At 60.2% G+C, this 19,859-nt stretch carries 11 protein-coding genes; all 11 read right to left on the bottom strand.

Annotated elements, in window-relative coordinates; translation table 11 throughout:
- Nucleotide 1: 1 nt before the first annotated feature.
- The 11 genes from AB5Z54_RS01580 to purD all read right to left on the bottom strand — a co-directional run bounded on the left by AB5Z54_RS01580 (nucleotide 2) and on the right by purD (nucleotide 19,765).
- Nucleotides 2-6,412 (bottom strand): discoidin domain-containing protein, encoded by a 6,411-nt coding sequence (locus tag AB5Z54_RS01580; RefSeq protein ID WP_368159825.1) that lies wholly within the window; start codon nucleotides 6,410-6,412, stop codon nucleotides 2-4.
- A gap of 773 nt (nucleotides 6,413-7,185) precedes the next feature.
- Complete coding sequence (locus tag AB5Z54_RS01575; RefSeq protein WP_368159823.1) at nucleotides 7,186-7,536, bottom strand: type II toxin-antitoxin system RelE family toxin; 351 nt, start codon at nucleotides 7,534-7,536, stop codon at nucleotides 7,186-7,188.
- Nucleotides 7,533-7,853 (bottom strand): type II toxin-antitoxin system prevent-host-death family antitoxin, encoded by a 321-nt coding sequence (locus AB5Z54_RS01570; RefSeq protein WP_138374289.1) that lies wholly within the window; start codon nucleotides 7,851-7,853, stop codon nucleotides 7,533-7,535. The genes AB5Z54_RS01575 and AB5Z54_RS01570 overlap by 4 nt, the downstream gene beginning before the upstream one ends.
- Before the next feature lie 234 nt (nucleotides 7,854-8,087).
- Nucleotides 8,088-9,299 (bottom strand): ATP-binding protein, encoded by a 1,212-nt coding sequence (locus tag AB5Z54_RS01565; protein ID WP_138374288.1) that lies wholly within the window; start codon nucleotides 9,297-9,299, stop codon nucleotides 8,088-8,090.
- Nucleotides 9,300-9,566: 267 nt separating this feature from the next.
- Nucleotides 9,567-9,821: an LPXTG cell wall anchor domain-containing protein gene (locus AB5Z54_RS01560; RefSeq protein WP_171021465.1), complete on the bottom strand. Its 255-nt coding sequence runs from the start codon at nucleotides 9,819-9,821 to the stop codon at nucleotides 9,567-9,569.
- A gap of 119 nt (nucleotides 9,822-9,940) precedes the next feature.
- Nucleotides 9,941-13,255, bottom strand: a complete 3,315-nt coding sequence (gene carB / locus AB5Z54_RS01555; protein WP_368159821.1) for a carbamoyl-phosphate synthase large subunit — start codon at nucleotides 13,253-13,255, stop codon at nucleotides 9,941-9,943.
- Nucleotide 13,256: 1 nt separating this feature from the next.
- Complete coding sequence (carA, locus tag AB5Z54_RS01550; RefSeq protein ID WP_368159819.1) at nucleotides 13,257-14,696, bottom strand: glutamine-hydrolyzing carbamoyl-phosphate synthase small subunit; 1,440 nt, start codon at nucleotides 14,694-14,696, stop codon at nucleotides 13,257-13,259.
- Between the two features lie 210 nt (nucleotides 14,697-14,906).
- Nucleotides 14,907-15,869: a hypothetical protein gene (locus AB5Z54_RS01545; protein WP_035136527.1), complete on the bottom strand. Its 963-nt coding sequence runs from the start codon at nucleotides 15,867-15,869 to the stop codon at nucleotides 14,907-14,909.
- A 19-nt stretch (nucleotides 15,870-15,888) separates the two neighbouring features.
- The gene (locus tag AB5Z54_RS01540; protein WP_368159817.1) at nucleotides 15,889-17,661 is read right to left on the bottom strand and encodes an ABC transporter ATP-binding protein; all 1,773 of its coding nucleotides are present in this window, start codon (nucleotides 17,659-17,661) and stop codon (nucleotides 15,889-15,891) included.
- Nucleotides 17,662-17,743: 82 nt separating this feature from the next.
- Nucleotides 17,744-18,439, bottom strand: coding sequence for an NUDIX domain-containing protein (locus tag AB5Z54_RS01535; protein ID WP_195232596.1), 696 nt, complete (start codon nucleotides 18,437-18,439; stop codon nucleotides 17,744-17,746).
- A 21-nt stretch (nucleotides 18,440-18,460) separates the two neighbouring features.
- A complete protein-coding gene (gene purD, locus AB5Z54_RS01530) occupies nucleotides 18,461-19,765 on the bottom strand; it encodes a phosphoribosylamine--glycine ligase (protein WP_368159815.1) in 1,305 nt (434 codons plus the stop codon).
- Between the last annotated feature and the right edge of the window lie 94 nt (nucleotides 19,766-19,859).

The raw sequence follows: 19,859 nt of genomic DNA, 5'->3' as shown, positions 1-19,859 counted from the left end.
ACTACTTAGCCTTGCTGCGACGATGGAAGAAAGCGCCGATCGCGGCGATGATGGCGCCAAGACCACCGACGGCCGCGACGGTCGCCGCCGTCTGGTCGCCGGTATTGGGGATCGCCGAACCGCTCTTCTTGCTGCCCTGGGCCTTGTCGCCTGCGGGCTTGCCCGCCTGGTTGCCGCCGTTTGAGCCATTGCCGGAACCCTGGTTGCCCGAGCCGCCCTGGTTGCCGGAATCGGCATCCTTGAGGCTCTCAATGGCCAGCTTGAGCTGGTCATAGGCCGCCTGGAGCTGGATGTCGGAAGCATTCTCATCACCCAAGACGTCCTCGGCGTAGGTAATGGCATCCGTCAGGGCCTTGACAGACTCGTCCGTCTTGCCCCTGGTGTCAGTCTCCTTCGCCTGCTTGACCAAGGCCTTGAGCTGCTTCTTGGTCGGGTTCTCGACCGGGGTCACCGGAGTCTTCTCAAGCGCGTCGCGAGCACTCTCGAGTGCCTTGAGTGCCTGGTCGACCTCGTCCTGCGTGGCGTTCTCGTCGTTCAGGATGGCGCGGGCGCTCGCCAAGGCGTTCTGGAACGCGGTCCAGGAAGCCTCGGTGTAGTCGCTGGCCTTAAGGTCGCCGGCTGCAACCTCGGCATCAACCTTTTCAATCGCGGCAGTGAGGTCGTCCTTCGCCACCGGATTGGGAACGGCCGTACCGTAGAACTTGAGCTCCGCCATGCTGCAGTAGGCGTCAACGCTGCCACCGCCGGCGTGGAGCACCTTGACGGTCACGTAGCGACCGCGCGCGGCACCAAAGCTCATCTGCTTCCAGTCGCCACGGTCGGTGAGCACGCGGCCGTCGTTGTCGAAGGTAAACGTACCCATCGACGTGGCGGTGCCCATCTCATAACCGTCGGCGGTGTCGGAAACCAGCACCTCGGCCTCAAAGATATCGCCGTTCGTGCCGCCGTCCTGGCGCGGCAGGAACGTGACGTCGGTGAGATCGTAGTCGCGGCCCAGGTCGACGGTCAGGTACTGGGGCATACCGGCCTTATAGGCCCAGTCGCTGTGCCAGAGCGTCTGCTCATCGCCGTCAAGAGCGTTGACGGCGTTGCTGCCCTCATAGTCGGCCTCGCTCGAGAAGCCGGTCACCTTGACGTTCTCGCGGTTCTCGGGCGTGTTGATGAGGCTCTTCTCATCGACGGGGCGCATCTTGAGGCCGTCGATTGCCTTCTCGATCTTGGCCGTGGCGTCTGCGACATCCTTCTTGCTATAGCTGCCCTGGCCGCCATCGAGGAGCTTCTGAGCCGCCTCGACCGCAGCGGTGAGGGCTGCATAGGAATCCTTGGTGTAGACGGACTCGCTGTAGCCCGCGGCCTTGGAAAGCGCTGCCATGAGCGCAGAGGTGTCGACACCAGCCTTGACCTCGACCTCATAGGATGCGGTCTTGGAGGGATCGAGCACCGACGCCACCGTGATCGTTGCCTTGCCGGCCTTGTTGGCGCGCAGGTAGTAGCTCACGCTATCGCCGGCCTGGACAGCGGAGACGCTCACCACAGAAGGATCGGAGCTCTCGACCGTCACATAGGGGTAGCCGGCGCTCTCGGGCGTGGCCTTGGCGTCGACGAGCGTCACATCGCCCTCGAAGAACTCGGTCTGGTTCTTGCCCAGTTCGACACCCTCGATGGCCTCGACACCCTGTGTGTAGTTGAAGTTGATCTCGCGCAGCGTGAGCATCTGGTCACCCGATGCCTCAAGCGGCGTGATCTCGACCTTGGTCGCCTTCTTGCCCTTGTTCTCGGCAGAGAGGCCAAAGGCGTAGCGAGCCTGATAGGAATCAAAGCTTCCGCCCGAGAACTCCTGGGTCGAGCCGTCCTCGAACGTCACGACGGACTTAATCTTCTGCACGGTGCCGTTGCCACCGTTGCGGTTAACGACCTCGACGCTATCGAGTTTCGACGGCGTCTTGAAGGCGAACGTCATCGTGGCGGGCAGCTTGACGTAGGTCGGCATCTTGCCGTCGATCCAGTTGGGCCCATAGTTCCACAGGAACTCGAAGTCGTTGCCGCCCTCATTGTTGTCGAACAGTCCGTCATAGCTCTTCTGCTGGATGAGCTTCTCGACGTTGGTGCCGTCGTCGGTGGGGAGCTCGTCGTTGGTCATCGTGATGTCAAAGGCGTCGCGGCCGTACTCGGACTTGGTGGGCTGCGGGACACCGGGCATCGTCACGGTGCCATCACTCACGAACTCGAGCGCGTCGCACGCCGGGCCGACGAGCCAAGACGTCGAGGGCAGCTCGACCTTGCCGGCCGTCTTAGCCTTGAGTTTAAAGCTCGCGACCACACCAGTACTGTTGAAGAGCTTGGCGTCGCCGCGGTTGGCGAAGGCCAGGTTGATGGTCTGGTGGCCATCCGTGAACTGCACTTTCTCGCGCGAGAGGTTCTCCATGCCCGCCGTCGACGCATCCTGCGCGATGCTCTCGGAGACATACTCGAACTGGTCGCTGTTGAAGTTGACGAGCGCACCGAGCGCGTTGATGTTCTCGGCGTCGGTGGCGTAGACGTCGACCGTGATCTCGTCGCCGGCCTCGACCTCCATCTTGCTCGGGATCACCGCGAGGGTGCCAGCAGCCTTGCCCTTTTGCTTGGTGCCGCCGTCGAGCGCCGCCATGGTGAAGGAGTAGTCGTACACGTCGTAGACGCCGTTGCCGTTGAGGTCGGCGAAGTGGGCGCGGATCTGGGAGTCGAACGTCGAGGTGTCGGGCTCGCGGTTCTCAAGACCCAGGTAATTCTTCATGTTGGAGTAGTCGCCGTCGGAGACCGTGGCCTTGTTGAGGTTGGAGCCCACAGCGAAGCCGTCCGTGCCGTCGGTCTTGTAGATGGCGATCTCGGAGGCGGAGAAGAAGTTGCCCACGGACGCGAGCGGCGTCATACGCACGTAGCGCGCGGCCACGGCGCCGTCGAACGCCACCGTCTTGCAAGCGGCGGAGCGCTCCCAGTCGACCTCCTGCGTCGTCCAATGCACGCCGTCGAGGCTCGTCTCGATGCGCATCTTGGTCACAGTGCCGTTACCGGCATCATCGCGCGGATAGTACTCGAGCTTGTCGAGCTTGTAAGCGCGACCGTAGTCAACGGTAAGCGCCTTGCCCAGATCGTTGCCACCGGAGTGGAAACCGCCGTCGCCCGACTGGAACTCATGGTCGAAGGCGAGTTCGGCCTTATGGCTACCGTAGAGCGAGCCCTCCCAAGTGATTTCCTCGGCCTCAGGCACGTTCCGCCACGGGTCGAGCGCAGAGTTCGCCTCAAGCACGTCGCTCCATGCGGAGTAGCCATCGGCGTTGCGCGAACGAATCTGGTAGGTATGCTTGCTGTTGTAGGCAAGATCGGTATGCGTGAATTCTGCCGCATCGCCCACGGCGAACACAGTGCCGTCTACCTTAAGGTCGTAGGAGGTAGCACCATCGACCTTCCCCCAGGTGAGCTTAATGCTCGTGGGGGTCGTGGCGTCCTCGGGGGCAGCAAGGTTCGCGGGTGCGGAGAGGTTCTCGTTGAAGCGGTCGGCCGCGAGCGTGGCATCGGCGTTCACGAAATCGCCCAGTTCGAGCGTCTGCGCTGCCGTGGCGACATCGGTCTTCGCGAACTTGACGTAGACCTTGGGATTCGTGGTGATCTTGGTGTTGTTGAAGCTCTCGCCCTGCTCGGCCTCGGTGCTGCCTGCGTCGCTACCGTAGTGGTTGAGGTTGGGGGTCTCGTTGTAGAAGTAGACCGCCTGGCCGGCCTCGGGGGTCGCGGCGTCAAAGGCCTCCTGCGAGTCGACCTCAACCACGTTGAGCGCGGATCCGCCGTTCTTGGCGGAGACGCTCGTGGGCTTGGCGGAGACGTTGGCCACAAAGGTCGTGGTGCGGTTGGAGTCGTAGCCGCTGTAGCCGCCCTGCGATGCCTCGGCGGTAAAGGTCGCCGTGCCGCCCACCACGCTCGACTTATAGACGGTGCTCACATGCTCACCGTAGGAAATATTGTCGATTGTGCCGTAGGAATCGTCCTCGGTCGTGTTGTTCTCGATGGAGGAGCCGTCATCCTCGTACTGCGTAAAGCTGCCCTCACCCTCGGTGGCGAAGAACTCGACGATACGCTGGCTGCGATTGGTGCCCTTGGTGTTGGTCTCGGTCACAGCCTCGGGGTTGTTGTTCTCGGCGTACATCGGCACGATGGCGTTGGCCTTAACAAAGAGTGGCAGCTTCCAAAGCGGAGCCTCGTAGTTGTTGAGGACCTGACCGCCGCGGTACTGCTTGCCCGAGAAGTAGTCAATCCAGATGGTGGGATTCTCGTCGGTACCGTAGTTGGGCAGGTAGATACCGTTGCGGACATCGTTGCCGTTCTCATCTGCCTGGGTATCCTGATACACCGGTGCCACCAGGAAGTTCTCACCGAACATGTACTGGTACTGCGTCGAGGTGCTTGCGGCGTACTCGGAGTTGTCGGAAAGCAGCATGGCGCGGATCATGGGAAGGCCGGTATCGCCGTTGCCCGTGTCGATGTTGGCCGCCGAGGCCGCGCTCGTGTAGATATAGGGCATGAGTTGTGCTTTGAGCTTGAGATAGAAGCGCGAGATGCCCGTGTATGGATCGCCGTGCGTCATGGGCGACTTGCGGTAGGTGCCCCAACCGTCCATGTCAAGCATAGAGGGCGTGAATGTCTTCCACTGGTAGTCGCGAGCGGAGATGATGGGATCGCCACCAAAGATGCCGTCCATATCGGAGCCGATGTTGGGGTTGCCCGAGAGGCTCTGGCCGATATACGTGGGGATATGGAAGCGAATGTACTCCCAGTTACCGCCGTACTGGTCGCCGGTCCAGATGCCGCCAAAGCGCTGCGTGCCGGCCCAGCCGTCAAGCGTGATGATGTTGGGGCGCTTGTTGGCGCCGGTGGTCACGGTGTCATAGGCCGTCTTGATGCCGTTGAGGCCAAAGGAGTAGCCGGAGCCGACCCAAGCGACGTCGGTCTTGAGCGTGGTGATGCCACCAGTCTTAACCTCAGAATCGAAATCGCGCAGCAGATGCCACGGGGTCTCGGAGTTGCTATCGGGCTCGAGGTTCGACTGGGTCCAGAGACCGGTGCTCACGCCCTTGGAGTTGGCATACTCGGTGAACTTCTTAAGATTGTCGACGTTGGCGCGCACGGCGTTGAGGCGCTCGGCAGAACTCGTTCCGTCGGAGTTGACGCCGCCGGTCTTGTAGTAACCGTTCTGGCCGTAGCCAGCACCGTAACCGTCGTTCGGCAGGAACCAGCCGAGCGGCATGTCGTTGTCCTCGTAGTCATCGATAACCTGCCGGGCGGAGAACTGGCGGTCGAAATCGGTCGCCTTCATGTTCTCGGTATCAACCGTAGGGCCCTCACCGTTGAGCGTCTCGGCCGCAAGCGTGCCGTCGAGCTTGTAGCCCGTCGACATGCCGGACTCGTATTTAACGTCGCCCTTCTCACTCGAGGACTTGCTGCCCTTGGTCTCCCATCTCTTTTGACCCGAGGTCGTTGACCAGCCATCACGGTTATAGGCATTAAGATGACCCAGGTAGAAACCGTACTCGGGCAGCAGCACCGGATTGCCGGTCACCTTGTAGTAGTCCTGCAGCATCTCGGTTGCCACGTTCGAGGCGCCCTCGTTGGTCGCCACGAAGTAATAGGCATCAAACTCATTCTCGCTGTGCAAAGTCGTGACCGTCGATGAGTCCGTGGAACCGAAGTCGTAGGAACCCTCTGCAAACGTGTTTCGGAGCACGCCGTAGCCGTCGCTCGTCCAATAGAACGGGTTGGGCGAGGCAACGCCGCCATCGGTCCAGTTGTTAGTGTTGGAGATGGCGATGGTCTGGTTGGTGTGCAGGAAGCGGCCGTTCTGGGTGCCGCCGCCAAAGAAGTTCTCGGACTTCTCCTTGGCGAGCGTCTGGACGGTACCCTTCTTATCAAGGTCGAGGGGCGCAGACTCAGAAACCACGCCACGGTCGCCTGACTTGATACTCATCTTGCCAGTCGCCTTGTCCAGGATCACGGTCGCCTTTCCGCCGGTGATCTCGATAGTGTCGCCCTTGTCGGCAACCGTCGCACTCGGCTTGCTGTAGGTGTCCGAGGTATCGGGCTGAGCCTGGATCTTAGCCGTGTGGGACTTACTGCGCGGCGTGGCGTACTCGGAAAACTCACCCTTGGGGTCGACGTTATAACGGAAAATACCGTCCTCGAGGAACGTAATACGGCCCTTGATGCCGTCAGCGAAATCGATGTCGACGACGTTCGAGGCAGACTGAGACACGGTCGCTGAGTCGACACCCTTGAGTGGCGTGGCAATCGCCTGCTGGGGATTGGCAAACACAAGCGTCGCTGCAGTGGCAACGAGGACCGCGCTTCCCTTCACCCACCGTTTCGTAAAAATGGAATTCCTACACACCTGGACTCCTTTCCTCCGACATGCGGAAGTGTCGCGGACGCACGCCCTGCAGCATGGCGCACGCATCAAACGGGAGGGGTGTTCGGTACATTCCGTGCAGTGGGCCCACCCGTTACCAAGTGGTCAACTGGTAGTAACCAGATATCCACCTATAAGGTTGGACCAGCATACGTGAGCAGTTGCGCAAATTAAGTTTGGAATTCTCCCAGCGGTATAAAAATGAACGTAGATGGCGAAGTGGGTCTAATCAACCATACCAATTGGTTCTCCAGCCAGATACCACTTAAGCATAATTTTACTGTTTAACTGGTATTACATAACCAATACCTTTCCTCGGAAAACGGGCTTCGCGAATTATCCTGAGGGAAAGTCGTAGCCGCCACCCCGCGACCCACCGGGAATATCCATGACGCACGGTGGCTGATTTGATTTGAAATAGGAGGTTGTTGGAGGGTGGTGGACAGTTAGTTCAGATACGTATATTTTGGCGGTGCTAATTGGCGCTAACAAACTGGTTTTAAGTCGCTTTAGATCTAATAATAGGTCTTTCTCGCTATTGCCCGCGCGGCCTTGTCGGTCCAGACTATCAAAAATAGCTCAATTGTGCCCAAATTGGCCTCCACACGTCCTCTGAAAAATACGTATCTGAACTAACTGTCCAAGAGGAATGTCCACAGATAGAAAAAGGCTCTGGCGGACCTCCGAATCACCAGAGCCTTTCAAAACTCGCACACCTGAAGCACATCGCTGCATTCCTGTTTTCGCCCATGAAGTTAGAGAGCCTCTTCCGCCCACTTCTCGAAATCAATCGCACGCCTTTGGGCGGTTCGGTACGCTTCCATGTCTTCACGAGCGCCTACCACTACGATGGCCATTTTTCCTTTGATTTTAATGAGGCGGTACATAATCCGAATGCCACTTCCCCTGAGCTTGATTTTCATGAAGCCCGTCAAATCCGTGCCTGCCTTGTTTCCAAGAGGCTTGCCGAATCCGCCTTCGTTCTGCGGCAATGGGTTCGTTCTGATTCTTTCTATAGCCTTAAACACGTGTTTTCGCTGGGAACCATCGAGACGCTTGAGATCCTTGAGAGTATCCGGGTAGAAAGCGACTTCGTACCCGCTCATTCAAACTCGACCTCATCCATCTGATCGAGTTCGTCCTGGCCCACACCCAACTCTGCCATAACATCAGATAGGGAAACGAGTTCATCATCGCTTGTCGCAGCCGTCCTCTTAAGGGCCAACGTCAACAAGGCGAGGTCCTCCTCCGCCTGCTTAGCCTCTCGGTATTCATCGGGCGTCACGATAACGAACGCCGGCTTGTTGTGTTTCAAAACTACAACCGGGTTGTCGTTGCTCACTCTCGAAAACGCAGCGGGACCCTTACCGTGACTGAAATCGCTGATGGGAACAAGATTGTCGAGCATCTTTAAAGCAGGCATCGAGACCTCCAAATATAAAGTCTTTTATGCATTCATTTTAGCATGCAGAAAATACCAGCAATCACGGAATAGTGGCACGGACGAGGCATCGCTTTCCACCAACCGTTGATCATCGACCGAGCAAAATGTCCCGCCAAGAGATCGAGCGAGGATTCCGTCCCTCGAAGAGGGCCGTATTGGCCTCCTCGCGGGACGGAATCCTCGCTCGTTCGTTCCAGCCCGCGTCATCGCGTGCTAGACGGCCAGCTCGCCTGATTCACCCATAAGCCATCGTGCCAGGTCGACGACCTTGATGCCATCCCAATCAGTCGTTTCGTGCCCTGTTCGGGCGATGACGCACTTGGGATAGGCGTCTCGAATCCGTCGCAGCGGATCAAGCTCACGCTCAAGCGTCGCTTCTTGGGAAATGTCGTCACTCACCTGGATATAGACACGGCGGTCACGCCTGATGGCGACAAAGTCTACTTCCTTTTGGTAGAGAACGCCCACGTAGACTTCCCATCCGCGGCGCATAAGCTCGATTGCCACCATATTCTCGTAAACATGGCCAAAATCGAGCTTTTTCGTACCAAGCGCGGCGTAGCGAAACGAGTGGTCGGCCAGGTAGTATTTATCTCCCGTCGACAGGTATTTCTTTCCTGAGACGTCAAAGCGACGAAACCGGTAGAACGCAAACGCATCACACAGGTAGTCGATATACACAGCCAGCGTCTTGTCGCTTATCTTAAGGTTCGCTCGTGACAGCTCAGCCGCCATCCCCTTGAGAGAAGAGATGTTTCCGACGTTATCCATCAGGAACTCGCAGGAACGTTTAAGCTGCTCCGCATTACGTATACGATATTTTTGTCTGATGTCGCGCAGGATAAGAGTTTCAAGCACATCCGAGATGTATGAGAAACGCATCCTTTCGTCCTGGTAGATATAGGAACCCGGCATTCCTCCCTCGCGGACATAGCGAGCAAGGGCCTCGGCTGGAGAAGTGATCTCGTGATACGCCGAGAACTCCGCAAGTGAAAACGGAAAGACCTCGATCTCCACCGTTCTTCCCGTGAACAACGTCGAGAGGTCGCTTGAGAGAAGAAAGGCATTCGACCCCGTGATGTAAATGTCATATTTCTCTGACGCATGAAGACTGTTGATAGCCCGCTCGAACCCTTCACACATCTGGACCTCGTCGATCATGACGATATTCCGGCAACCCTCGATATAATGCTTTTCCACATATGTATGCAGCGCATGGTATTCCGCCAACGGCTCGAACTCAAGTAGATTGAAGTTGACGTGTATGACGTTGGCCGAGGGGTCGTTTGAACGAAGTTGGCTGGCAAACGCCTCAAGCAATTTCGATTTTCCGCATCGCCTGATTCCGGTAATCACCTTGATGTCTGGCGAACCCGCCACCTTGGAGAGCTTATCCATATAGAACGGTCGATTAATAAGTCTCATGGCAATCCACTTCGCAAAATTAAGATTAACTGAAAAACGCGAAGTACAATATATCATCTACTTCGCGTTTTTGAGAAATCCTAGATTTCGCGTAATTATATTCGCCAAGCTATCGCAAACCCGACACGGGTGAGATCTCCGCCTGATTGACCCTGCGCAGCAGTCCGAAGCGAAAGACGCGAGTCCTCAGACCGCTCCGGTAAAGTGAGGGCCGCGACGGTTACCGCGGCCCTCTTGGGAAACGTGTGCGATTGTCAATCGCTCGCGCTAGTCTTCCTTGCGGCGGAAACGAGCAAGGAAGACTCCGATTGCGGCGATCGCGGCACCCAGGCCGCCGATCGCGGCGACGGTCGCCACCGTTTGATCACCGGTGCTCGCAAGTGAGTTAGCGGACTTGCCACCCTGAGCCTTGTCACCAGCGGGCTTTCCCGCCTGGGCGCCATCGTTCGAACCGCCGGATGTCTGCCCACCGTTGCCGGAACCCTGATTGCCACCGGACGCACAAAGCCCCTTCTGCAGCACACGGCACAACCAAGTCACCGCAGGCCGGGGCGGGGGAGCCGAGTTTCCCACTGAGCGACTCTGCTTGCAGCCGGAGCGAAGGGGGAAACTCGGCCCCCGCCCCGGCCGGACAGGTCACCCTACACCGTGTACTGCGGCAGGTCCTGCAGGGCGATGACGTCCATGCCCATGTCGTTGGCGCTGCCGTGACCCTGCTGGTCTTCGCGCACGGCCTCGATGGCACTCACGTACGTGTTGGCGGCAGACATCGCCGTCACGCAGGTCACGCCGCGGCGCACCGCCTCGGTACGCAACAGATAGCCGTCGCCACGCGAACCCGGGCCGTACGGCGTGTTGATGATTACCGCAATCTTGCCATCGGCGATGAGGTCGCCGATGTTGGGGCGCTCACCGTCGTGCGGGCCGCTGATCTTTTCCACGACCTCGCACGTCACGTTGCCGCCGCGCAGCACGCGCGCCGTACCCTCGGTTGAGCAGATATCAAAGCCCAGGTAGCGCAGGATACGCGCGACCGAAAGGATATGACGCTTGTCGCGGTCACACACGCTAATGAACACCTTGCCGGCGCTCGGGTCGGGCAGCTTGTAGTCAATTGCCAGCTGCGTCTTGGCGTATGCCTCGGGATAGCTCTTGGCGATACCCATGACTTCGCCCGTCGACTTCATCTCGGGCCCCAGGATAACGTCGGCACCGGGGAAACGACCCCAGGGCATAACGGCTTCCTTCATGCAGAACCAATCGAGCTGACGCTCGTCGCTCGGCAGGCCCAGACTGGCGATGGAATCGCCCGCCATGATACGTGCGGCACACTTGGCGAGCGGCACGCCGGTGGCCTTGGAGATAAACGGCACGGTGCGGCTGGCACGCGGGTTGGCCTCGATCACGTAAACGGTCTCGCCCTTGATGGCGTACTGCACGTTGACCAGGCCGCGTACGCCCAGCGCCATCGCGATGCGGCGCGTGGTCTCGCGAAGCTTTGCCTGCAGGCTCTCGCTAAAGCTGAACGGCGGGATGCAGGTCGCAGAGTCGCCGGAGTGAATACCGGCCTCCTCGATATGCTCCAGAATGCCGCCGATGTAGACCTCTTCGCCATCGCACAGGGCGTCGACATCGGACTCGATCGCGCCCTCCAAGAAGCGATCCAGATACACCGGGTAGTCGGGGCTAATGCGTGCAGCCTCGGCCATGTAATCGCGCAGATGCTCGGCATCGTAGGCGATCATCATGCCGCGGCCGCCCAGCACGTAGCTCGGACGCACCAGCAGCGGGTAGCCGATGTGCGCGGCCACGGCCTCGGCCTCCTCAAACGAGGTTGCCTGGCCCGCCGGCGGATACATAATGCCCAGCTTGTCGAGCAGGGCGGCAAAGCGCTCGCGGTCCTCGGCAAAGTCGATGGCATCGGGCTTGGTGCCCATGATGTTAACGCCACTCTCCTCGAGCATGCGCGCCAGCTTAAGCGGAGTCTGGCCGCCGAGCGTCACCACGACGCCGTCGGGTCGCTCAACATCGATGACATCCATGACGTCCTCGTAGGTGAGCGGCTCAAAGTAAAGGCGGTCGGACGTGTCGTAGTCGGTCGAAACGGTCTCGGGGTTGCAGTTGACCATGATGGTCTCGAAGCCGCGGGCTGCCAGCGCGTAGCTCGCGTGCACGCAGCAGTAATCGAACTCGATACCCTGGCCAATGCGGTTGGGGCCGGCGCCCAGGATCATCGCCTTGGGCTTGTCCGCCGGCGTGGTCTCGTCGGGAGCCACGCACTTCTTGGCATCCGGGCTCGTGCGGTAGATGTTCTCGTACGTCTTGTAGTGGTACTCCGTGGCGCTCGAGAACTCCGCAGCGCAGGTATCGACCGTCTTCATGCTGGGGACCACGCCCAGACCCTTGCGATAGGCGCGCACAAAGCGCTCGTCCGAGCCGGTCAGCGCGGCGATCTCGGCGTCGCTCGTACCGTACTGCTTGAGCAGGCGCATCGCGTCGGCGTCGATATCCTCCACACGCAGGCCGCGGATGCTCTCCTGGACCTGCACCATGTCGTTGATACGGTTGAGGTACCACGGATCGATACCGCAGATGGCATGGATGCGAGCGATGTCCCAGCCGCGGCGCAGGGCCTCGACCACAAAGAAGATGCGATGCTCGGTCGGGGTCGCCACGGCCTGAGCAAGCTCGTCGTCGCTCAGCTTATCGGCACCCTCTTTGCCACCGGCGCAAATGCCCTGGTGACCGTCCTCCAGCGAACGCATGGCCTTGTCAAAGGCCTCCTCAAAGGTGCGGCCGATCGCCATAATCTCGCCCACGGCCTTCATGCGCGTGGTGAGCGTGGGGTCGGTACCCTTGAACTTCTCGAAGGCAAAGCGCGGCACCTTGACCACACAGTAGTCGATCGTGGGCTCAAAGCAGGCGGGCGTTGCCTTGGTGATATCGTTGACGATCTCGTCGAGCGTATAGCCCACGGCCAGGCGCGCGGCGGCCTTGGCGATGGGGAAACCCGTGGCCTTGGAGGCCAGTGCGGACGAGCGGCTCACGCGCGGGTTCATCTCGATGACGATCAGGCGGCCGGTGTTGGGGTTCACGGCAAACTGCACGTTGGAGCCACCGGTCTCGACGCCGATCTTCTCCAGAATGGCGAGCGAGGCCACGCGCATGCGCTGATACTCAAGGTCGGAAAGGGTCTGCGCCGGCGCCACGGTGATGGAGTCGCCGGTATGCACGCCCATGGGGTCGAGGTTCTCGATGGAACACACGATGATGCCGTTGCCGGCGTGGTCACGCATGACCTCCATCTCGTACTCTTTCCAGCCCTCGATGGACTCCTCGACCAGCACCTCGTGGGCGGGCGAGAGCTCCAGGCCCTGGCTCACGATGGAGACGAGCTCCTCGTGGGTATGCGCGATGCCGCCGCCGGCGCCACCGAGGGTAAAGCTCGGGCGCAGTACGCAGGGATAGCCCACGCGCTCGGCGATGGCCTCGGCGTCGGCCACGCTGTAGGCATAGCCCGAGCGCGCGACCTCCAGGCCGATCTCGGCCATGGCCTCGTTAAAGAGCTTGCGGTCCTCGCCGCGCTCGATGGCGGCCAGGTCGCAGCCGATCATCTCGACGCCGTACTTGTCGAGCGTACCGTCTTTCGCCAGCTCGACGGCGGCGTTCAGACCGGTCTGGCCGCCCAGTGTGGGCAGCAGCGCATCCGGGCGCTCTTTCTTGATTACGCGCTCGATAAACTCGGCGGTGATGGGCTCGACATAGGTGCGGTCGGCAAGACCCGGGTCGGTCATGATGGTCGCCGGGTTGGAGTTGACCAGGATGACCTCAAAGCCATCCTCCTTGAGCACCTTGCAGGCCTGGGCGCCGGAGTAATCGAACTCGCAAGCCTGACCAATGACGATGGGGCCCGAACCAATGACGAGGATGCGCTTGATGTCAGTACGTTTCGGCATGTTAGTTCTCCTCGGTCTCGGTCGCGGCGGTCTCGGCGAAATTCCAGCCAGCCAGGCGGTCCTTCGCGGTGTCGATGTCCAGGTAGTTCTCCTCGCCGTCCATGAGTCGCGTAAAGGCGGTAAAGAGATAGTGGGCATCGGTGGGGCCAGGCGAGGCCTCGGGGTGATACTGGACCGAGAAGCACGGGGCGTCGAGCAGCTGGATGCCCTCGGCGGTGCCGTCGTTGAGGTTCACATGTGTTAGGCGAATGCGGCCAAAGCGCTCGTTCATCACGACCGGCGCGATTCCGCGGCGCACCCAGACGCGCAGATCTCCATCGGCCGCATGCTCGGTCTCGCCGCCGGAAAGCTCGGGGACAAGCTTGCCCAAGCTGGGGAACAGCAGGCCAAAGCCATGGTTTTGCGCGGTGATCTCCACGCGACGGCTTACCAGGTTCATGACCGGCTGGTTGCCACCGCGGTGACCAAACTTAAGCTTTTCCATCTGGGCACCGCAGGCCAGGCTGATCATCTGGTGACCAAGACAAATACCAAAGACCGGCACCTTGCCGATCAGCTGCTGCACCTGCTCGTAGGTCTCCACCACGGCGTCGGGGTCGCCGGGGCCATTGGACAAAAAGACGCCGTCGGGATTCATGTCGAGCACCTGCTGGGCAGGCGTGTCCCACGGCACGACGGTAAGGTCGCAGCCGGCGCGGACCAGCCCCTCCAGAATGCCGCGCTTCACACCGCAGTCGTAGGCGACCACTTTGTGACGGGCAGGAGCGGCAGAGGCAAGCGCAAAGTCATGCGTAGCGGGCAGGTCGGCAGCTGCAAACTCGTGAGGCGCGGGGCAACTCACGGTCTTGACCAGGTTCTCGCCTACCAGCGTGGGCGCTGCGGCCAGACGCTCAGCAAGCTCGTCGACGTCGAAGATCTCGGTCGAGATAATGCCCATCTTGGAGCCGTTGTCACGCAGGTGGCGCACAAGAGCGCGGGTGTCGACGCCCTCGATAGCGACGATGCCGTGAGCGCGCAGGTACTCCGGCACGCTGACGGCCGAGCGCCAGTTAGAAGGCGTGGTGCACATGTCGCGAACGATCATGCCGCGCATAGCCGGAGCGCTCGCAGGGCGCACGGCGTCGCCGGGGAAGGTCGACTGGACGTCGGTCTCGTCGATACCGTAGTTGCCGATCTGCGGATAGGTCATGGTTACGATTTGGCCGGCATAACTCGGGTCGGTCATGACCTCAAAGTAGCCCTCGAGCGAGGTGTTGAAGCAGACTTCGCCGGTCGCGGTACCCTCGGCGCCGCATGCACGTCCATAAAAAATGGTCCCATCCTCAAGATACAGGATGCAGGGACCGCAGGTGCCCTTGCTGGTTTTGGCCAGCATACGCTGGCAAAGCTCGCTGGGCGCGAAGGTGCGGGCGGCAGCGCCCGCGGTATGGTTGTTCGCCATAATTCTCCTTCCCGGTCTCACAGGACCGGCTTAAAGGTGTGTAGTTAGGCCTCGCGGTATTGTAACCGCAAGCATGCCTCATGGCGTTAATTTCATCGAAATGTTTACGAAATGATAATTATGACTTTCTATGCATAATGATTTTTTAATCCCCGTCCCAGAAAAATCATCCCGCGGGGCTTGTGGCTCACGCGGGATGATGGCGTCTTATTATTTCTTGTCCTGTTCCAGCAGTTCGGACGGTGTGCGATCGGGCTTGCCGCCGCGGAAAATCTCGCGGCCATGCAGACGATGCTCCAGGTCACGCTCGGCCTTTTCCTCGTCAATCTTGGTCTGGCTCACCACCGGATCCTCAATCAACGACGACACCGAGTTCACCTGCTTCTGAATGCGCTCGGCGATGGTGTCATCCATACTCACGATACGCATCTTCCAGTCGATACTCGTGGCGTTGGATGAGCTCTTGGTCCACACGAACGTCAAAATGGCGCTCTGGTGGCCCCGCGCGGGGAACATGCCAAAGAAGGAATCGTGCTGAATGTTGCTATCCTCGTCGATATAGGCGTGAACGTTATACACCACGCGGTCGATCTTATCGTTGAGCAGCGCGTTGGTCGCAAGCGCCGCGGCCTGAATCTGCCCGTTGGACAACAGCTCGAGCTCGTTGGCAGAAGACGTGTCCAACACCGTCACCTCGACCGTGCCCGTGCGTTCATCGGCTTCATCGACGGTAAAGTCGAGCGGGAACTGCGTAAAGCCGTTGCCCCACTCAAGGCCGCCCTTCAGCGCCGTCGAAACGGTATCAACCGAAACGCTCTCGGAGAGGTTCGCGGTGTTCAGACGACGCATCACGCCGTAGCCAATTTGCATGCCCACGATCAGCACCAAAATGCCGATAACCACGGCCATGGCAGTCTTCGTAATGGTATGGCTCACCTGCGAACCCGAAGGGTCGTCCTCGGACAGCGGGTCGATATGTTTTGCCTGGCTCGCGCGGTCCTCGCTGCGCAGCTGCGCTAGCGCCGCTTTGTCACCGCGCTTGGCCGCAGCCTCCTTCTCACGCATGCGCTCGGTGCGCTTTTTGGCGAGCGTGGGATCCAAGACGCCGGATGCATCGATTTCGGAGAATAACTCCGTCACTTCTTCCGGAGTCAAAGGGTTCTTGTCAGCCATAAACTTCCTGTCATATCAATTAGTCGAGCTCGTGCGCACGCGCACCTTCGAACTGCATTCGATAGTAACGGGCATAGGTGCCGCCACGGGCGAGAAGCTCCTCGTGCGTGCCACGCTCCACAACGCGACCATGCTCAACGGTCGCAATCTCATCGGCATGCTTAATGGTCGAAAGACGGTGGGCGATGATAATCGTGGTGCGGCCACGCGCCAGCTCTTCGAGTGACTCCTGCACCGCCTCCTCGCTCTCGTTATCCAAAGCACTCGTCGCCTCATCCAAAATAAGGATCTTGGGGTTCTTGAGAAACACACGCGCGATGGCAACGCGCTGCTTCTGTCCGCCCGAAAGACGGCTGCCGCGCTCGCCCACCACGGTGTCATAGCCCTGTGGAAGCGACTCGATAAAGGCATCGATGTTGGCGCGACGGGCGGCCTCGGCGATCTCTTCAGCCGTAGCGCCCGGCTTGCCGTAGGCGATGTTCTCGCCAATCGTACCGTCAAATAGATAGACATCCTGCTGCACCAGGCCGATGGCACGACGCAGGCTCTGTTGCGTCACATCACGCACGTCCTGGCCGTCGATGCTAATGGATCCGGCAGCCACGTCATAAAAGCGCGGCAGCAGCGAACAGGTCGTGGACTTGCCGCCGCCCGAAGGGCCAACCAAAGCGATGGTCTGCCCGGGCTTGATGGACAGGTCCATATGGTCGATAACGGGACGTTCGTCGGCATCGCCCTCGCCCAGCTCAACATCCTCGTAGTTAAAGCACACGTCGTGATACTCCACGGCGCCGGCAGTCACCTGCAGATCCGTAGCGCCCGGCTTGTCCTGGATATCCGGCGCGGTCGAGAGCACCTCGTCCATACGCTTAAAGCCGGCGATGGCCTTCTGATACGTTTCGGCCGAATTGACGAGCGTCTCGAGCGGCGTGCAGAACAGCGAAATATAGAGTGCGAAGGTCGCCATATCGACCGCCTGCAGCTGTCCCTGGGCGACCAGCCAGCCGCCCAGCAGCACCACGATCACATAGAGCACACCCGAGAGCAGGCCATACGTCGCGGTATAGACGCCCATGGCGTGATACATGTTCTCCTTGGACAAAAGGTAGCGGTCGTTAGAGGCACGGAACTTGGCACGCTCGGTCTCCTCGTTGGCAAAGCTCTTGACCACGCGCATGCCCGCCAGAGAATCCTGCAGCTGTGCATTAATGCCGCTGATCTTCTTGCGGTTGTCGCTAAAGACCTCGCGCATGCGCATGTTCTGCCAAAACATGATGACCGCAAACGCCGCCGTCACCACGACCATGGCGAGCGCCAGCACCGGGGCGATGGTAAAGAGGATCACAAACGAGCCGATAATCTCGATGCCGCAGATGATGATCCACTCGGGCACGTGGTGCGCCGCCTCGCAGATATCGAACAGGTCGTTGACCACGCGGCTCATCATGTCGCCCGAGCTGTTGCGGTCGAAGTATGCAAAGCTAAAGCGCTCATACTGGTCGAACAGGTCCTCGCGCATCTTGGACTCCATACGCGCGCCCATCACGTGACCCCAATAGCTCACAAAATAGCGGCAGGCGCAGCGGACGGCATACATCAGCACCAAGCCCACCGCGATCATGCCGAGCGCCTGCATAATGGCAGCCTGACCCTGAGTAAATAGCCCACCGGTCAAATTGCGCAGGATAATGGGGAACGCCAGGTCAATGGCGGCAAGCACCAGAGCACAAACAGTATCAGCAACAAAAAGCCCCATCTGGGGCTCGTAATAAGACAAAAACCTTTTCAGCATGTGATCCTCAAAGAAATATCAGCAACGTAAGGCCCTGGGACAAAGCAATCAGTAGTACTTGCCCCAGGGCTATCCCCACTCGTTACAGTTCGGCTCCGCCCAACCTATGTGCGATGCTATCGCAGGCCAAGGCGCCTACGACGGTCTTGGCGTCTTCGATCTTGCCGTCGAGCACGGCGTCGATCAGCTCGTGCAGCGGCACCAGGTCCACGTTGACAAACTCGTCATCATCGGGGTTGGGCGCATCGAACTCGAGTTTGGTAGCCAAGTAGATGTGGATGATCTCATCGCAAAAACCGCAGGACGTGACAATCGACGTCAAAAAGCGAATACGACCGGCCCTAAAGCCCGTCTCCTCGTGCAGTTCGCGCTTGGCGCAATCGAGCGGGTCCTCGCCTGGATCGAGCTTGCCGGCGGGAATCTCGACCGTCACGCGGTCGATGGCGGTGCGGTACTGACGCACCAGTACGATCTTGCCGCTCTCGGTCAGTGCCACAACGGCCGCCGCACCCGGATGGCGAACGATATCGCGGGCACTGCGGTGACCGTTGGGCAGCTCAACCTCAAGACGGTGGACGTCGAGAATCTTGCCCTTCCAGGCGCACTCCTCCGAAAGAATCTTCTCGTGCAGCTCGGCATCGTGCGGGTCGTCATCGCCCAGCACCAGAGCCGGCTCGTCAGCGACCTCGCCACCAGGCTCGCCCTCGGCGTGCCCATACATGCGGCTGTCCTCTTCGACGATCTGCGCGTCCACGAGTTCTTCGTTCTTCTCGTCCATCCGTCTCATTCCTCTCGGATTTTAGGCATCCCAGGCGTCGCGGCCGCGCAGCGCGCGCAGGCCGATGTCGTGACGCAGGGTCTTGCCCTCAAAATCAATCTTCTCGCAAGCCTCGTAGGCAAGGTTGCGAGCGTTCTCGAACGTGTCGCCGAGAGCGGTCACGGCAAGCACGCGGCCACCATTGGTCACGAGCTGGCCGTCCACCACGGCAGTGCCCGCGTGGTACACGGTCACGTTCTCCATGGCCTCGGCATCCTCAATGCCAGTGATGACCTTGCCCTTCTCGTAGCTGCCGGGATAGCCCGCGCTCGTCAGGACAACGGCCACGGCCCACTCGTCACGCCAGTCGAGCTCAATCTGATCGAGCTCGCAGTTGGCGCAGGCGAGCATGACCTCGACCAGGTCGTTCTTAAGGCGCGGCAGCACGACCTGCGTCTCGGGGTCGCCAAAGCGGGCGTTGAACTCCAGCACCTTGGGGCCGGCAGGCGTGAGCATAAAGCCGCCGTACAGGCAGCCGCGGTAGTCGATACCCTCGGCAGCGAGCTCGGCCACGGTCTGCTCCATGACCTTCACCATGGTGGCGTGCTCCTCGTCAGTCACGATGGGCACCGGGCTGTAGACGCCCATGCCACCGGTGTTGGGACCCTTGTCGCCCTCGAGCGCGCGCTTGTGGTCCTGCGAGGTGGCCATGGGGCGCACGGTCTTGCCGTCGGTAAAGGCCAGCAGCGAGCACTCAGGACCAACGAGCATCTCCTCGATAACCACGGTGTTGCCGGCATCGCCAAAGGTGCCGCCAAAGCACTCGCGCACGGCCTCCTCGGCCTGCTCAAGTTCGGTCGCCACGATAACGCCCTTGCCCGCGGCAAGGCCGTCGGCCTTAACGACCAGCGGGGCGCCCTGCTCGCGTACGTAGGCGAGAGCCGAAGCCTCGTCGGTAAACGAGCCGTAGGCTGCCGTCGGAATACCCGCGCGCTCCATGAGCTGCTTGGAGAACAGCTTGGAGCCCTCCATCTGGGCGCCCTCGGCACCCGGGCCAAAGCAGGGAATACCCGCCGCACGCACGGCGTCGGCCACGCCCGCCACGAGCGGAGCCTCGGGGCCAATTACCACGAGTCCGCATCCGTGGCTCTGGGCAAACGCCGCCACGGCCGCAGGATCGCAGTCGTCGAGAACAACGTTCTCGCCACAGCTCGCGGTGCCGCCGTTACCCGGCGCAATGTAGAGCTTGCCGGCGCGCGGTGATGCTGCGAGCTTGGCTGCCAAAGCATGCTCACGGCCGCCGCTGCCCAACAACAGGATGTCGATGGTTTGAGTGTCCGCCTTCAAGGGTGCCTCCTCTATGGATGAATGGCCCGCTCCGCGCGAGCCCTTTGCAAGCAAATATACCCCTCGGCCGCCCGTCCGGGCTGCAAAGGGGTAT

Source organism: Collinsella aerofaciens, assembly GCF_040910185.1.
In the GTDB taxonomy this organism is placed as follows: Bacteria; Actinomycetota; Coriobacteriia; order Coriobacteriales; family Coriobacteriaceae; genus Collinsella; species Collinsella aerofaciens_BF.
The sequence above is the reverse complement of the archived record's forward strand: the minus strand, read 5'-3'. Positions and strand labels throughout refer to the sequence as shown.

Coding starts and splice junctions, on each gene's coding strand:
- AB5Z54_RS01575 (WP_368159823.1), bottom strand. CDS start 7,536: ATGAGCGGGTACGAAGTCGCTTTCTACCCGGATACTCTCAAGGATCTC.
- AB5Z54_RS01570 (WP_138374289.1), bottom strand. CDS start 7,853: ATGCCTGCTTTAAAGATGCTCGACAATCTTGTTCCCATCAGCGATTTC.
- AB5Z54_RS01565 (WP_138374288.1), bottom strand. CDS start 9,299: ATGAGACTTATTAATCGACCGTTCTATATGGATAAGCTCTCCAAGGTG.
- carB (WP_368159821.1), bottom strand. CDS start 13,255: ATGCCGAAACGTACTGACATCAAGCGCATCCTCGTCATTGGTTCGGGC.
- carA (WP_368159819.1), bottom strand. CDS start 14,696: ATGGCGAACAACCATACCGCGGGCGCTGCCGCCCGCACCTTCGCGCCC.
- AB5Z54_RS01545 (WP_035136527.1), bottom strand. CDS start 15,869: ATGGCTGACAAGAACCCTTTGACTCCGGAAGAAGTGACGGAGTTATTC.
- AB5Z54_RS01540 (WP_368159817.1), bottom strand. CDS start 17,661: ATGCTGAAAAGGTTTTTGTCTTATTACGAGCCCCAGATGGGGCTTTTT.
- AB5Z54_RS01535 (WP_195232596.1), bottom strand. CDS start 18,439: ATGGACGAGAAGAACGAAGAACTCGTGGACGCGCAGATCGTCGAAGAG.